14 protein-coding genes are annotated in these 15,857 nt (G+C 31.3%); all 14 read left to right on the forward strand.

Features of this window, described 5'->3' with window-relative positions; all coding sequences use genetic code 11:
- The first annotated feature begins 77 nt into the window (after positions 1-77).
- On the forward strand, positions 78-1,442 hold the full coding sequence (locus GQF29_RS10770) for an FAD-dependent oxidoreductase (protein ID WP_008787328.1): 1,365 nt from the start codon (positions 78-80) through the stop codon (positions 1,440-1,442).
- A 1-nt stretch (position 1,443) separates the two neighbouring features.
- On the forward strand, positions 1,444-2,724 hold the full coding sequence (locus tag GQF29_RS10775) for a TRAP transporter large permease (RefSeq protein WP_008787329.1): 1,281 nt from the start codon (positions 1,444-1,446) through the stop codon (positions 2,722-2,724).
- A 21-nt stretch (positions 2,725-2,745) separates the two neighbouring features.
- A complete protein-coding gene (locus tag GQF29_RS10780; RefSeq protein ID WP_008787330.1) occupies positions 2,746-4,890 on the forward strand; it encodes a hydantoinase/oxoprolinase family protein in 2,145 nt (714 codons plus the stop codon).
- 16 nt (positions 4,891-4,906) lie between these two features.
- Positions 4,907-5,554, forward strand: a complete 648-nt coding sequence (locus GQF29_RS10785; RefSeq protein WP_008787331.1) for a hypothetical protein — start codon at positions 4,907-4,909, stop codon at positions 5,552-5,554.
- 3 nt (positions 5,555-5,557) lie between these two features.
- Positions 5,558-6,880, forward strand: a complete 1,323-nt coding sequence (locus tag GQF29_RS10790) for an FAD-dependent oxidoreductase (protein ID WP_054325311.1) — start codon at positions 5,558-5,560, stop codon at positions 6,878-6,880.
- 36 nt (positions 6,881-6,916) lie between these two features.
- Entirely contained in the window at positions 6,917-7,813 is an 897-nt protein-coding gene (locus GQF29_RS10795; protein WP_008787333.1) for an ROK family protein, read from the forward strand.
- Positions 7,814-7,913: 100 nt separating this feature from the next.
- Positions 7,914-8,777, forward strand: a complete 864-nt coding sequence (locus GQF29_RS10800; RefSeq protein WP_008787334.1) for a MurR/RpiR family transcriptional regulator — start codon at positions 7,914-7,916, stop codon at positions 8,775-8,777.
- A gap of 108 nt (positions 8,778-8,885) precedes the next feature.
- Positions 8,886-9,443 (forward strand): TetR/AcrR family transcriptional regulator, encoded by a 558-nt coding sequence (locus tag GQF29_RS10805; RefSeq protein WP_017143933.1) that lies wholly within the window; start codon positions 8,886-8,888, stop codon positions 9,441-9,443.
- 60 nt (positions 9,444-9,503) lie between these two features.
- Complete coding sequence (locus tag GQF29_RS10810) at positions 9,504-9,923, forward strand: hypothetical protein (protein ID WP_008787336.1); 420 nt, start codon at positions 9,504-9,506, stop codon at positions 9,921-9,923.
- Entirely contained in the window at positions 9,924-10,586 is a 663-nt protein-coding gene (locus tag GQF29_RS10815) for a hypothetical protein (protein ID WP_008787337.1), read from the forward strand.
- 76 nt (positions 10,587-10,662) lie between these two features.
- Complete coding sequence (locus tag GQF29_RS10820; RefSeq protein ID WP_008787338.1) at positions 10,663-11,481, forward strand: HAD family hydrolase; 819 nt, start codon at positions 10,663-10,665, stop codon at positions 11,479-11,481.
- Positions 11,482-11,767: 286 nt separating this feature from the next.
- Entirely contained in the window at positions 11,768-13,936 is a 2,169-nt protein-coding gene (locus GQF29_RS10825) for a glycosyltransferase family 2 protein (protein WP_236916421.1), read from the forward strand.
- 8 nt (positions 13,937-13,944) lie between these two features.
- The gene (locus GQF29_RS10830; protein WP_008787340.1) at positions 13,945-14,421 is read left to right on the forward strand and encodes a hypothetical protein; all 477 of its coding nucleotides are present in this window, start codon (positions 13,945-13,947) and stop codon (positions 14,419-14,421) included.
- A complete protein-coding gene (locus GQF29_RS10835) occupies positions 14,421-15,848 on the forward strand; it encodes an MBOAT family O-acyltransferase (RefSeq protein WP_008787341.1) in 1,428 nt (475 codons plus the stop codon). The genes GQF29_RS10830 and GQF29_RS10835 overlap by 1 nt, the downstream gene beginning before the upstream one ends.
- The last annotated feature ends 9 nt before the right edge of the window (positions 15,849-15,857 follow it).

Raw genomic sequence — 15,857 nt, forward strand, 5'->3', positions numbered from 1 at the left:
GAAAAAAATATTCTAAAACTATTTACATTTATGAAAATGATATTTATAATAATGGTTGTAAACGGTTGCAAAGGAGGGTGAGGAAAATAATTTATGATGTTGTTATTATGGGAGGAGGATTTTCTGGGACTATCGCTGCGATAGCGGCTGCAAGAACAGGAGCTTCAACTCTCATTATTGAAAAGAATGGTTATTTAGGTGGTGCTTTAACATCTGCAGGTGTAGGGCCGATGATGACTTTTCATGTTAATGAACAACAAATTATTAAAGGTATTACTGGTGAATTAATTGAACGTTTACAAGCAAAAGACAAATCAGTAGGTCATATTTATGACTCTACAAATTACACATATTCAGTAACACCTTTTGATAGTGAAGCAATGAAGTATGAATTAGAAACGATGTATTTAGAAAGTCAGGGAAAAATTCTTTATCATGCTATGCTGGCGGATGTAGAAGTTATGGATGGATGTATTCAAAGTGTAACTGTTTGCCATAAAGCAGGATTAGAAAGAATTGCTGGCCGTGTCTATATTGATGGAACTGGAGATGCAGATTTGGCATATAAATCTGGTGTTCCCTGTGATGTTGGTAGAAAAAAAGATCATAAGACACAACCTATGACATTAAATATGAAAATTAATGGAGTGAATAGAGAAAAGCTCGTCCACTACATTCAAACACATCCTGATAACTTCAAGCGTATGCACAATGATATTTCAACCATAACAAAAGTTCCAAGGCTATCTGTTATTGGTTTTGAAAAGGAATTTGAATGTGCAAAACAAGAAGGTAGAATTCATATTCAACGCGAAGATGTATTGCTTTTTGAAACAAATGAACCTGGTGAGTTCATTGTGAATACGACAAGAATACGAGATTGTGATCCAAATGATCCTTACAGTCTTAGTTTAGCAGAAATTGAGGGTAGAAAGCAATGCCAAGAGTTAGAAAAGTTCATGAAAAGTGATTTAGAAGGTTTTCAGAATATTCATATGATCTCTACGGGCCCAAGTATTGGCGTTCGAGAATCAAGACAAATCAAAGGATATTATCAATTCACTTCAGAAGATATTCTTCTGGCGAAAATATTTGATGATGTGATTGCCCATTCAGCATATCCTATTGATGTACATAGTCCTGATGGAGAAGGAACATATCATCAAAGATTACAAGATGGAAAGTATTATTCTATTCCTTATAGAATAGTTATTAATCCAGTTATTCACAATTTATTGGTAACGGGGAGATGTGTGAGTGCAACTTTTGAAGCACAAGCAGCGATTCGTACAACACCAACGGTGGGGGCAATTGGACATAGTGTTGGTATTGCTGCAGCTTTATCAGCAAGATATAATCAATATCCAGATGAAATTAATGTTCATTTGATACAAAAAGAATTATTAAAACAAAATGCATATTTAAATATAAAGGAGAAGTAAGATGGTACAAGGAATTTTGATTTTAGTTATTTTCTTTGCATTTGCAGCTTTAATGATGACAAAGAAAATGCAGACAATTATAGCATTGCCTTTAATGGGAATTTTAATTGCATTGGTAGCTGGAGTCCCTTTGATTTCAAATAATCCAGAGACTTATACAATTGCTAATAATGTTTTAGAACAAGGAGCAATGAGATTAAGTTCAGCTATTGCTGGTTTGGTATTTGGTTCATTTTTTGGACAGGTTTTAAATCGTGTTGGGATAGTGAAAGGTATTATTAAAAAGGCAGCTGAATTGGCTGGTGATAAGCCTTTAATTATTGCATTGGTTTTATATGTAGCTGCATCAGTTATCTTTGCAGGTTCAAATGGCTTAGGAATGGTTATCTTAGTTGGTACAATTATTATTCCAATCATGTTAACAGCAGGAATAAGTCCTTTTGCAAGTGCTTCAATCTTATTATTAGCGAATACGACTGGAGGAACATTAAATGTTTCAGGTTTAGCTATGTATGTAGATTTATTCAATTTAGATATTCAAAAGATTTTATCAACAAACTTATTAATTATGGTACCGATGATTGTTGCATATTTAGCATTTATACTTTACCATGTCAAAGGAAAAAGTATTTTAAAGAAATCATGGGCTATGCCTACAGGTGATGGTGCACGTGGACAAAAAAATGTAAATCCATTGGCATTATTAAGCCCAATTGTTCCAGTTGTTTTAGTTTTTACGATGAATTTATCAATTGTTCCAGCAGTTATTATTGGAATTGCAGTTGCTTTATTATTAACATTGCCAAGAAAACCACTACAAGTTATTTCAGCTTCATTTGTTGAAGGTTTAAAAGATGTTGCAGGTGCAATGGGATTGATGATTGGAATTGGTATTTTATTAAATGCTGTTATGGCTCCACAAGTTGCAACAATTATTCAACCTGTTATTAAGATGATTATTCCAACTTCACCTATTGCTTATGTATTGATTTTTACTGTTTTAGCACCACTGGCTTTATATCGTGGACCTATGAATATGTGGGGACTCGGAAGTGGAATTGGTGCTATCTTAGTTGCATCTGGAATGAATCCAATGGCTGCAATGGTTGCATTGAGAGTTGAAGGAATGGTTCAAGGGACATGTGATCCAACAAATACACATAATGTATGGTCAGCAGACTTTACAAAGACAGAAGTTAATGATTTAACAAAAGGAACTATTTTATGGACAGTTGCAGCTGTTATTGTTTCACTAACAATTGCTAGCTTCCAGTTCTTTTAAAAAATAGGAAGGAAATAAGAAATGAGTAAAAAAGTAAGAATTGGTATAGACGTAGGTGGAACATTCACCGATGCGGTTGTTATTGACAATGATACCTATGAAATTATTGCAAAAAAGAAAATACCAACAACACATGATGCAGTTGGTGGAGTTGCCACAGGTATCGTTAATATCATCAATGAAATTTTACAAGATAATAACATTTCACCTCTTGATGTTAACTTTATAGCCCATGGAACAACACAGGCAACAAATGCGCTATTAGAAGGTGATGTTGCAAAAGTAGGAGTTCTTGGAATGGGAACTGGTATTGATAGCAGTACTGCTAAGAGTGGAACACATACAGAAGATATTGAGTTAGCACAAGGAAAATTTTTAAAAGTTTATAATCGTTTTGTAGACTCAAAGAAGTTAAATGAAGCTCTTATTGAGCAATCAATTGAAGAATTAAAATCAGAAGGAGCAGAAGTCATTGTTGCTTCTGAGGCTTATAGTGTTGATGATCCTACCAATGAGTTAAAGGTAATAGAAAAAGCGAATCAAAAAGAAATGTTTGCGACTGGTGGACATGAGATTTCACAACTTTATGGACTTAAGGTCAGAACCAGAACAGCTGTTGTTAATGCAAGTTTAATTCCAAAGATGATGGAAACAGCAAATATGACAGAACAGGCAGTAAAAGATGCAAATATTCAAACACAATTAATGATTATGCGCTGTGATGGTGGTGTTATGAGTATTGATGAGGTTAGAAAACGTCCTATTTTAACAATGTTGTCAGGATTGGCAGCAGGAGTTGCAGGAGCACTCATGTATGAGAAAGTCACTGATGGTATCTTCTTTGAAGTTGGTGGAACAAGTGTAGATATTTCTGTTATTAAAGATGGAAAAGTTATGATTAAAAATGCTCAAGTTGGTGGACATCATACTTATTTACAATCACTTGATGTCAGAACATTGGGGATTGCTGGTGGTAGTATGGTTATTGTGAAAGATGCTCAAATTGTAGACGTTGGACCAAGAAGTGCTCACATAGCTGGAAAAGAGTATGAATGTTTTACAGATGCCAAAAATTTAGTTAATCCAACAATTCAATTTATTTCACCAAAAGAAGGAGATTCAAAAGATCATGCTATTGTTGTAAGCGAAACAGGTCAAGAATATTCATTTACATTAGCAGGTGCTGCTAATTTATTAGGTTATGTTCCTGAAGGTGATTATGCTTATGGTCATAAAGAAGCGAATTATAAAGCTTGGAATGCATTAGGCAATTATTGTGGTATGACTGCTGAAGAAGCTGCTCAACAAGTTATCAAAATTGCTTGTGAAAAAGTTATGACAGTTGTCAATATGTTAATTGATGAATATGAATTGGATAGGAATTATGTAACTCTCGTTGGAGGCGGTGGAAGTGCATCTGTTTTAACATATGCATTAGGAAAAATATCTGGGCATAAAGTACAGATTGCTAAAAATGCTCCTTATATTTCAACTATAGGAGTAGCTTTAGCAATGGTTAGAGAACAGATAGAAAAAACTGTTGTCAACCCAACTGATGAAGATATAAAAAAAATAAGAGCAGAAGTTATTGAAAAAATTGTTAAATCAGGTGCAAATGAAGATACAGTTGATGTTATGATTGAAATTGATGCACAAAAGAATATTCTTTCTGCCATAGCAACTGGTTCAACAGAAATGCGTTCTAAAGACTTAAATCAAGCAGCTTTAACCATAGAACAAATGACCAAAAAAGCTAGTGAAGCTATGAATATTGATACAGATTCTATGCAATTTATTCAGAATGTAGCTAGATGGAATCTCTTTAATGCACCAATAGAAAAAAAGAGTTTATTTGGCTTGATGAAAAAAAATATGAATCGTCTCTGTGTCTTAGATAGAGAAGGTGTTGCACGTTTACGAAAAGAAGGTGCTTATTATCTCGTTTTTCCTAAATCAGCAATTCAGAGTGATTTTATAGATTTTATGAATGATTATACAGTTTATTCAGATGCGAATGATACAATACCTAAATTATTCTTGTTTTATAAAGAAAAAATGTTAGATTTAACTGGGATACAATCTCTTCAACAAATTTTATCAATTATGGAAGTAGAGTTAGAATTTGTTTTAGAAGATGACCAGATTATAGCTGTTGCATATCAATAGAAAGGAGAAATGAAAAGTGATTGAATGGACTCATGTGGATGATCAACTGTTAGCTTATGGAACCCTTAAGAATGATTTATTGTTTCATAAAATACCTAAAGAAAATTATCTCTATTATATTAATGAATCATTAAAATTAGGAAAACAAAAAGCGAAAACATATAAATATTTGAGTGTTGAAGAACTCTGTCAAAAAAATCATATTGAAATATCCTATAATAAGCAAAGTGGAAAATTTTATGGAGTTCAATTTCGAGCTCAAATTGAATTAAAAAAAGATTATAGAAAAATAATCTTGTATACGGATTCGCTATGCGAGATGTTAGAGGCAAGTCAAAAATATATTGATGAGCAAATAACATTTGAAGATATTGTTCAAATTCATTTAGCACATGAGCTCTTTCATTTCTATGAATATATTGATCAACAACCCACAAATGAAAGATTAGATCGCATTGTTCGTTTTCATTTAGGACCAATAAAGTTACATTCTACTGTTATGAGTAGTTGTGAAATAGCAGCACATGCTTTTGCAAAAGAACTGCTTCATTTAAATGACCTCCCAAACGTTTATGATTATATACTACTCATTCATCAAAAAGAAATGACTATAGATGGTTTCCAAACATTACAAGAACAATGGCGTCGAGAAATAGGAGAATAAAAAATGTTAATACCTCAAGAAGAACTCAAGGTTATTTATGATGTAGATGTTGTTGTTATCGGTGGTGGTGCAGCAGGGATAAGTGCTGCAATTGCAGCCAGTAGAAATGGTGCACAAACATTGCTTATAGAACAACGTGGTTTTGCTGGTGGAACAGGTGCATTTATGCCTATTCCTGCTTTTTGTCCATATACAGATGGTGTTCATATTGTAAGCCAAGGAATTGCTTATGAGATATTAGATAAGGTTAAGAAACAAAGCAATGCTGAGTGCCAACGAATGAATAAGGATAAATTAGACTGGGTTACAATTGATACTGAAGTGTATAAACGTGTTTGTGATGAAATGTTAACATCAAGTGGAGTTGAGATTTTATTTCATACATTGTGTACACAAGTTTTATGTGAAGATGGTTTTATGAAAGGGTTGGTTATTGCTAATAAAAATGGACGCAGTATTATTAAAGCAAAGGCTTATATTGATGCAACTGGAGATGCCGATATTGCATATATGGCTGGAGTTCCTACTCTAAAAGGTGATCAAGATGATCCTACAGTTCAGCCTGGAACAATGTGTTTTGTTGTATCAGGTATTGATAAAGATAAAACGTTAAGTTATATAGCTTCTCAAGATGATGATCAATTTTCTCAACTTGTTACATTGGCACAAGAGAAAGGCGATATTCCTGAAGGAAGAAAACGTGTCTCATCTTTCTCTTGGTTAACAGATACGACTGCATCATTTAATTTTGGTCATGTCTTTGGCGTTGATGGAACAGATGCAATTTCATTAACGAAAGGAAATATTAAAGGTCGTCAATTGGCTAAAGTATATACAGATTTTTTGAGAAAATATGTACCTGGATTTGAAAATGCACAGTTGATTTCAACAGGTGATCAGGTGGGGATTAGAGAAAGTCGTAGGATTGTTGCTGACTATATGATGAGTGTTGAAGATTTTAAAAAGAGAAGAAGTTTTGAAGATGAAATTGCTAGAAATTGTTACTTTATTGATGTTCATTTACCTAATAAGGAGAGTACAATGGTGATGGAATATTTACCAGAGGGTGAATCTCATGGGATTTCTTATCGCAGTTTATTGCCTCAGGGAATGGAAAATCTAATTGTAGCAGGTCGAACTATTGGCTCTGATCGTCTTATAAATAGTGCTTTGCGTGTGATGCCTAATTGTTTTACAATGGGGCAGGCAGCAGGTGTTGCAGCTTATTTAGCTGCTTTAAAAAATGTTGGTTATAGAAGTATTGATATTCAACAACTTCAAGATTTATTAATAAGTCAAGGAGCTTGGATTTTAAGAAAGAAGTAGGTGTTATCAACACCTCTTTTTGGTAAGGAGAGAGTAATGAAACATTATTTATGTATAGATGTTGGTGGAACATCAATCAAATACGGATTATTAGATGAAGAAGGACATATTATTCAAACACAATCTGTGAAAGCACCTTTATCATTGCTGGAAATGTATGAAGTCTTTGCAAATGCTTATTATCAATATCAGGACTTTCATCTTCAAGGAATTGCATTAAGTATGCCAGGGGCAGTTGATAGTGAATCAGGAGTGATTGGAGGTTCAAGTGCCTATGATTATATTCACGGTCCAAACATAAAAAAAGATTTAGAAGAAAAGTTTAAGATTCCAGTTGAAATAGAGAATGATGCAAATTGTGCAGCTTTGGCAGAAGTCTGGAAAGGTGCGGCTAGTGATGTGAATGATTGTTGTTTTATTGTCAGTGGAACAGGCATTGGTGGAGCAATTGTGAAGAATAAAAAAATTCATAAAGGTGTTCACCTCCATGGTGGTGAATTTGGTTATATGATTTCTAAGTTAGATGCACATGAAAGACCAATAAAAACATGGTCTGATGCATCAACAGTGAATATTTTAAAAGATATAGCTAAAGAAAAAAATATAGATTTTCATTTATTAGATGCTAAAGATATTTTTGATCATTATCATAATGATCCTATTTATGAAAAATATATAAATGAATATTATTGGAGTATGGCTAATGGAATATATAATTTACAGTATGCATATGATCCTGAAAAAATTGTCATTGGCGGTGGAATTAGTATGCGAGATGATCTGATTGATGAAATCAATCAACGATTAGATGTTATATTCAAAACTTTTACACATGCGCATGTGAGACCAATTATTCTTACTTGTCAGTATCATAATGATGCTAATTTAATAGGTGCTTTATTTCATTATCTTACAAAGTCAACAAGTGTATAATGTTAAATATTTCTAATTTTTATAGATTAATAGTAGGAAAGTATTGTATAATGTATACAAATGTATGCATATAGAAAGAAAATAAGGGGAGTGGTATGTAATGAATGATAATAAAATTCCAGCAGTCTTTTCATATATTGCATCAAGACGAAATGATATGACATTAAGAGAAAACGAGATTGCAAATTTTGTTTTAAAGAATCCAGAATTTATTGTCAATAATACAATTACTAATATTGCAAATGAAGTGGGTGTTTCTGAAACAAGTATTAATAGATTCTGTAAGAAGATAGGTTATAAAGGGTTTCAAGATTTTAAAATTGCTATGGTGCAGGGAAGTCTTTATCGAGATATCCAATCTGATCATACTGATGCCCCACAATCTTTATTTGTATCAATGCTTTCTGATTATAAAAAAGTTCTAGATAATACATTTGCCATGATGAAAGAAGAGAGTTTTATACAAATTGTTAAATATATAAAAGAAAGTCGTCAAATTTATATCTTTGACAATCATAGCCCTTTAAATATTGGAAAATGTTTACAGCAAAAATTAAAAACAATAGGGGTTGATGCAATCATTATTAATGATTGGACTTCAATGAAATTATATTGTTCAAAATGTCAAAGTCAAGATGTCTTTATAACTTTCTTTAATACAATGTGTTCAACTGCCATGATAGATGCATTATCTAATATTAATCAAAAATCAGGGAGAAATATTGTCATAACAAGTTATGATTCTCAAAAGATGGCAGAAGTATCAGATGTTAAAATTGTAAGTGCTGATAAATTATATATTAAAAATAAAGATGCTTTTACTGACCAGATGGCTTTTGTATTTATTATTGATTTATTATTTTCTTATTTATTACAAGATGAAGATTTTATGAATGAGAAAAAGAATAGTGATGCAGTATTTGAAATTGATCAGATTTCTAATAGTTATTATTTTAATATGTAATAATCATTTCTTAGAGTTGACTTTAGAAAGTCAACTTTTTCTATTTATAATTTGACAATGAGATAAAAAAGTTGTAATATGAACATTGTTCAGTTTGGTGGTGATAAGATGAATAAAGTGGTGACCTCTAAAGAAGCAATCTTAGATGTGAGTCGTAATATAGCTGCAACCCAAGGGTTAAAAGCAATAAATATGCGTAATGTTGCTAAAGAATGCAATGTTGCAGTTGGTTCAATTTATAATTATTTTCCTTCTAAAGGAGAACTTATAACAGCTACTGTTGAATCTATTTGGTTAATTATATTCCATAATACACATGACTGTTTGCGTTTTAAGAACTTCATAGAGTGTATAGAATGGTTATATCAACAAATGTTAAGAGGAACAAAGGAGTATCCTGATTTTTTCTTTATTCATTCTGATGCTTTTGAGAAAGAAAATAAAGAATTAGGAAAACAGGAAATGCTGAAATATTTTGAACATATGTATCAAAACTTACATACTGTATTAAGACAAGATCATCTGGTTAAAAGACATATATTTGATGATTCTTTAAAAGAAGAAGATTTTATTGAATTTGTTTTTTCAAATATGATAACTGCTTTGTCACATCGCCAAGCATCTTGTCAGGTCTTAATTGAAATCATCAAAAAAGTTATTTATTAGCCCACATGAGTGGGTTTATAAACGATTTAAAATGAACATTGTTCAGATTGGAGTTGAATTATGAAAGTTCAAAAGAAATATTTATTATTAATAGCTGGTTTTGTGTGGGCAGTTGCTGGTTTTAATATCCTAAAATTAGGGCTTGAAGCTTATCCTCCATACATAAGTGTTATTAATTTTATATTATCTTTATTGGTATTTGGGATTTTTATGAAGTTTGTATTCTATAAAATGGTACAAAAACATACCAATAGAATTATATCCTATGAAGAAGAATTACAATTATTTATCAGATTTTTTGATATTCAGGCATTTTGTATTATGGCATTTATGATGACAATGGGTATAAGTTTGAGAGCTTTTCATCTTGTCCCAGATATATTTATCGCTGTATTTTATACAGGGTTAGGTGTATCTTTGCTGTGTGCAGGAATATTATTTTTAGTTCAATTTTATCTAAATATAAAGGAGGAAAAATAGATGCAGGCAATAGTAGAAACATTATTTGATATTGTTTATTTAACAACTGTTATCACATTAGGAATTTTAATGATGAAAGGAAATCGTGGTAATAAACAATATTTCTTATTTGGGATTATGGCAGTACTATTAGGGTTAGGTGATTCGTTCCATTTGGTTCCACGTGCTATAGCACTATGTACAACAGGTTTACAAGATTATACAGTGGCATTAGGAATTGGAAAATGGATAACTTCTATTACAATGACTGTTTTCTATGTCATTTTATATTATGTATGGAGAATTCGCTATCAGGTGACAGAACATAAAGGATTAACATTTGCAGTATATATATTTGCAATCATTCGTATTGTTTTATGTATGTTCCCACAAAATGAATGGCTAAGTGCTCATGCACCATTATCTTGGGGGATTTATCGAAATATTCCGTTTGCCTTGTTGGGATTGTTAGTTATCGTTTTATTTTTTCAAAGTAGTCAACAGAAGAATGATCATTCTTTTCGTTATATGTGGTTAACTATTGTTTTGAGTTTTGCATTTTATATTCCAGTTGTCTTGTTTGCAGATACAATTCCAGCAGTAGGCATGTTAATGATTCCAAAAACCTGTGCATATGTATGGACTGTATGGATTGGCTATAGTGCTATGAAAAGTAATGAGTAATTGCCTTTTTTCATATTTTGATATTTTTTAGAAATTATCAAAATTTTGTTTATAATAGGCATAGGAGGTTTTTATTATGGATACAAAAATAGCTTTCTTTGATATTGATGGAACATTAGTCAATGTTCCTAATGGATTGATGCATCCAACAAATCAGACAATACATGCATTAAATGAATTTAAAAATCAAGGACATAAGATAGTGATTGCAACGGCAAGAGGAGAGGTTCCTCAGAGTGTACAGGATATTGAATTTGATGGATATATTTGTAGTGATGGACATTATATTCGTTTTGAAGGAGAAATATTGATTGATGAACTTTTTAATAATCAACAAGTTCAAAAACAATTAGATATCTATCAAAAGTATAATGGACGCAGTATGTTTTATGGACATAATGGAGAGTGGTGTTCATGTTTAGACGATGAACTTGTCGTTAAACATCGTGAAATGTTCCAAGGAACAAGTGAAAGACCTCAAAATGTTTATGAAAAATTTGATGCAAAGGATATTGAGGCTGTGAGTTGCTGCGTATTGTTTGATAATGCAGAAGACATGTGGTCAGCTTATCATGAATTAGAAAATGAGTTCACTATGGTTCCTTATGAAACAGGTTTGATTCGTATGGATGTCTATTGCAAAGGATTTACCAAAGGAACAGCATGTGAATATCTTTATAAGAAATTAGGTATTGAATATGAAAATACTTATGCTTTTGGCGATGGTATTAATGATGTTGAGATGTTACAACTTGTTCAGCATGGTATAGCAATGGGAAACGCTATTGATGAACTCAAAAAAGTAGCATCGGAGATTACAGATACTGTAGATCATGATGGTATTGCAAAGACATTTGAGAAATATTTTGAAATACCAGTAGAAGAGGGCAGATAAATGCTTTCTTTTTTATTTTACATAAAAAAATACATGTATTGTATAGAAAAGCATGGCAATACTTTATATGTTAGTTATGAATCATAGGTTGAATTTTTATACCAATATATGGTAATATAAACCTTGTACGTAGTAGGACATATATCGTTTATAGAAGGAGTGGGTAAATATACAAACTCAAAAAAAGATGAATCGAACAACACTTTTATATATAGCGGTTGTTGTAACGACGCTCACATATATTATATGGCGAGCGCTTTTCACTATACCATTAGAGCTAGGTATTTTGAATTGTATATTTGGGTTACTGCTGTTTTTTTCAGAAACCCTTGGAGCTATTGAAACCATTCAGCATTGTTATGGAATGGGCGAGGAACTTGTTCCTGAGTTGCCAAAAATAAAAGATGAAGACTATCCAGATATTGATGTCTTTATTGCTACTTATAATGAACCTTGTGAATTATTATATAAAACAGTGAATGGGTGTCTATATATGGAGTATCCAGATAAAAGTAAGGTTCATATTTATCTGTTAGATGATGGCAATCGTCAAGAAGTTCAAGAATTGGCACAAAGAATGGGAGTAGGATATATCACACGTGAAGAGCATTTACATGCAAAGGCAGGTAATTTGAATAATGCTTTACAACATACGCATTCTCCACTTGTTGCAACTTTTGATGCTGATATGATTCCTTTATCTGATTTTCTTTTGAAAACTGTTCCTTATTTTCTTTTACCAGACTATGAATATATTAATAATCAATGGCAAAGACGTGAAAAGAAAAAGAGTATTAAAATTGGATTTATCCAATCTCCACAATGCTTTTATAATCCTGATTTATTTCAATATAATCTTTTTTCAGAACAGAATGTTCCGAATGAACAAGATTATTTTTATCGCGATGTTCAACTTGCTAGAAATAAAACAAACTCAGCAATTTATGGTGGATCAAATACTGTCATTTCAAGAGCTGCATTAGATGAAATAGGAGGCTTTTTTACGGGTGTTATTACAGAAGATTTTGCCACAGGTATCTCAATTCAGGCGAAAGGATATACTTGTTATGCTATTAGAGATGTTCTGGCAGTAGGGTTGTCTCCGACTGATTTGAAAAGTTTGATTAAACAAAGAGAAAGATGGGCTCGTGGTTGTATACAAACATTAAGAAAAGTCAATGTCTTAACAAGGAAAGGTTTATCAATTGGACAAAAAATCAGTTATCTTTCATCTCTGCTCTATTGGTATACCCCTTTAAGAAGGGCTATGTATATATTGTCTCCAATTTTATTTGCTGTTTTTGGTATTCAGGTTGTGAAATGCTCGTTTTTGGACTTGCTTTTATGGTGGTTACCACAATATTTGGTATATCAATATGCTATTAAACAATTTTCTAAAAATATTAGAACAAATCGATTAAGTAATATCTATGATACGATTCTTTTTCCCTCATTGTTACCGGCTGTATTCCTTGAAACATTTGGGATATCTCAAAGGAAATTCTCTGTCACAAGTAAAGAGAAAGTTGATAGTGATAGTAGCTATCAGTTGAAACATTCTCTTGTACATATCCTTTTATTTATATTAAGTCTTATCTCTTTAATCAATTGTATAAGAGAGATATTCTTAGGGAATGAGAATGCTTATATTATTGTTTTCTTTTGGACAGTTGTTAATATGTATTCTTTGTTAATGGCTATATTTTTTATGTTAGGGAGAAAGTATCTAAGAGATTCAGAACGTTTTTCAATAGAATTGCCAATTCAAGTTGAAGGTATTCAAAATCAGTGCATTACAAAAGATTTATCAGATATGGGATTATCTTTTGTCTGTGATTATCCACACTATTTATCTCCAGATCAAATAATACAGTTTCAAATCAATAATATTATTTTTAAAGGTCAAATTAAACATGTATCTTGTTGTCATTCTCAATGGAAATATGGAGTTGAAATAACTTCCTTTTTGCCAGGAATGAAGCAGGAGTATATTCATCTTCTATATGATAGAGAACCAACATTACCTTCGAGGATATCCAAAAACCATAGTTTCTTTGACGAGTTATCCCATAATATTATTCGACGTACTCAAAAAGGCATAACATATAATAGAAAACTCGCCAGACTTGAGTTAAATAAAATATTGGAAACAAGCACATTCCAGAAAGTTATATGTAAGAACTTTAACTATGAATATTTATTGATTGAAGGTAAGCATTTAGAGAATTATTTAGAAATAAGAATGAATGATAATCTTTTTCTTCAGTGTGAAAGGAAGAAAGAATATGAACAAGGTACATTGTATAAAGTGATTAATTATTTATCATTAGTTAAAAATCCAGAGTTTCAAACAATAATAAATGACTGGTCACAGGAACATTTTATGCAGATCAAGAAGCAAAAAGATAAAATCAAACAAGATGAAAAAGAATTCGATGAAAGGTTATATTATTAGGTGGAATAATGAAAAAAATAGTTATATCAGTCACTCTCATCATAACAATTCTCTTTACATTTTCATATCTACATGCTCAAGAAGCTATTCAAGGTGCAGATGAGGTTCTTATTCCTAATGCTGGAGAAAGTATATCTCAATACAAAACTTTAGAGGGATATATATTTGAAACATTCACATTACCAGGAATCCAATTAGATGATAATGGTTTATTAACTATCACAAGTGAAGCAACTGAACAGACCTTAATAATTTCTTCAACTTATCAAGAGAAAAAATATCAAAAAGAAATTCATCTTCGCTATTCATGGTCTAGACAAAATGCTGATTTTAAAAAGTATCAAATGAAATCTTCGATTGAACCAATAACGTTACCTCAATTATTAACCAATACATTTTTTATTCAAAGTGTTAGATATTTGATTTTAGGGATAAGTGCATTTGTTTTTATCGCATATCTCATGAAAAGGAGGAAGAAAGATTAATGTTATTTTCTAGTACAATCTTTTTGTTTTATTTTCTTCCTTTTGTTTTCTGTATAAATTATTTATTATCTTTTTCAAGAAAATTACAGAATATATTCTTATTTATTGTTAGTATCTTTTTCTATGCATGGGGAGAGCCTTATTATGTTCTTTTGTTATTATGTTCAATTGTTTTTAATTATATTTTAGGATTACTTATTCAAAGAAATCATGAACGAGTTAAAAGAAAAAAGTTTTATTTAATGATTGCATGTCTTTTGAATACTGGATTATTGTTTGTTTTTAAATATTTATATTTCACTATTTCAACAATGAGTCATCTTTTTGGTTTTTCTTATTCATTACAGCCAATAATATTACCGATTGGAATATCATTTTTTACATTTCAAGCACTATCATATGTGATAGATATCTATCGTCAACAAGCAAAGGCACAAAAAAATATTATATATGTTGGATTGTATATAGCATTCTTTGCTCAGCTTATTGCTGGACCAATTGTGAGATATACAAGCATTGCAGATCAAATCGAAAATCGAAAAATCAATATGCGAAAGTTTGCTGTTGGAGTCTGTCGTTTTATTGTTGGGTTAGCTAAAAAAGTTTTATTATCTAATTCATTAGCCATTGTTGTGGATTATTGTTTCAAAGCATCTGCAAATTTAGATATATCAGTGACTTTGGCTTGGATAGGAGCAATCTGCTATTGTTTACAACTCTACTATGACTTTAGTGGATATTCAGACATGGCGATTGGATTAGGGTTAATGTTTGGCTTTGAGTTTGAAGAGAATTTCAATTATCCCTTTATATCAAAATCTATATCAGAGTTTTGGAGACGCTGGCATATTTCATTATCAACATGGTTTAAAGATTATGTTTATTTCCCATTGGGAGGTTCTAGAGTAGCCAATAGCAGTATAATGGTGCGTAATCTTTTGGTTGTTTGGAGTTTAACAGGTTTATGGCATGGAGCTAATTGGACTTTTATTATTTGGGGGTTATATAATTTCATATTTATCTTTGCTGAAAAACTTATTCATTTTGAAAAAAGAAAAAAGTATCCTTTATTGAAACATTTCTATGCTTTATTTATTATTACGATTGGATTGGTTATTTTTAGAGCACCAGATATATATGATGCAGGTGTTTATATATCACAAATGTTTGGCTTTCGAACTATCGGTTTGATATGTTCTTCTACAATAATGATTATTCAAGAGTTTTGGATTTTTATTGTTGCAGGTATAATATTCAGTACTCCTATTGCTAAAAGAATAAATTACTTTTTGGTTTATAAGAAATGGTATCATTTAGAAAAATTATTTAGTATTATGTATCCTCTTGTTATTATGCTTCTCTTTTATGTTTCAGTCACTTATATTATTAAGGGAACATACAATCCCTTTATTTATTTTCATTTTTAGGAGGTCCCT

The sequence above is a fragment of the Coprobacillus cateniformis genome, assembly GCF_009767585.1.
Taxonomy (GTDB): Bacteria; Bacillota_I; Bacilli_A; order Erysipelotrichales; family Coprobacillaceae; genus Coprobacillus; species Coprobacillus cateniformis.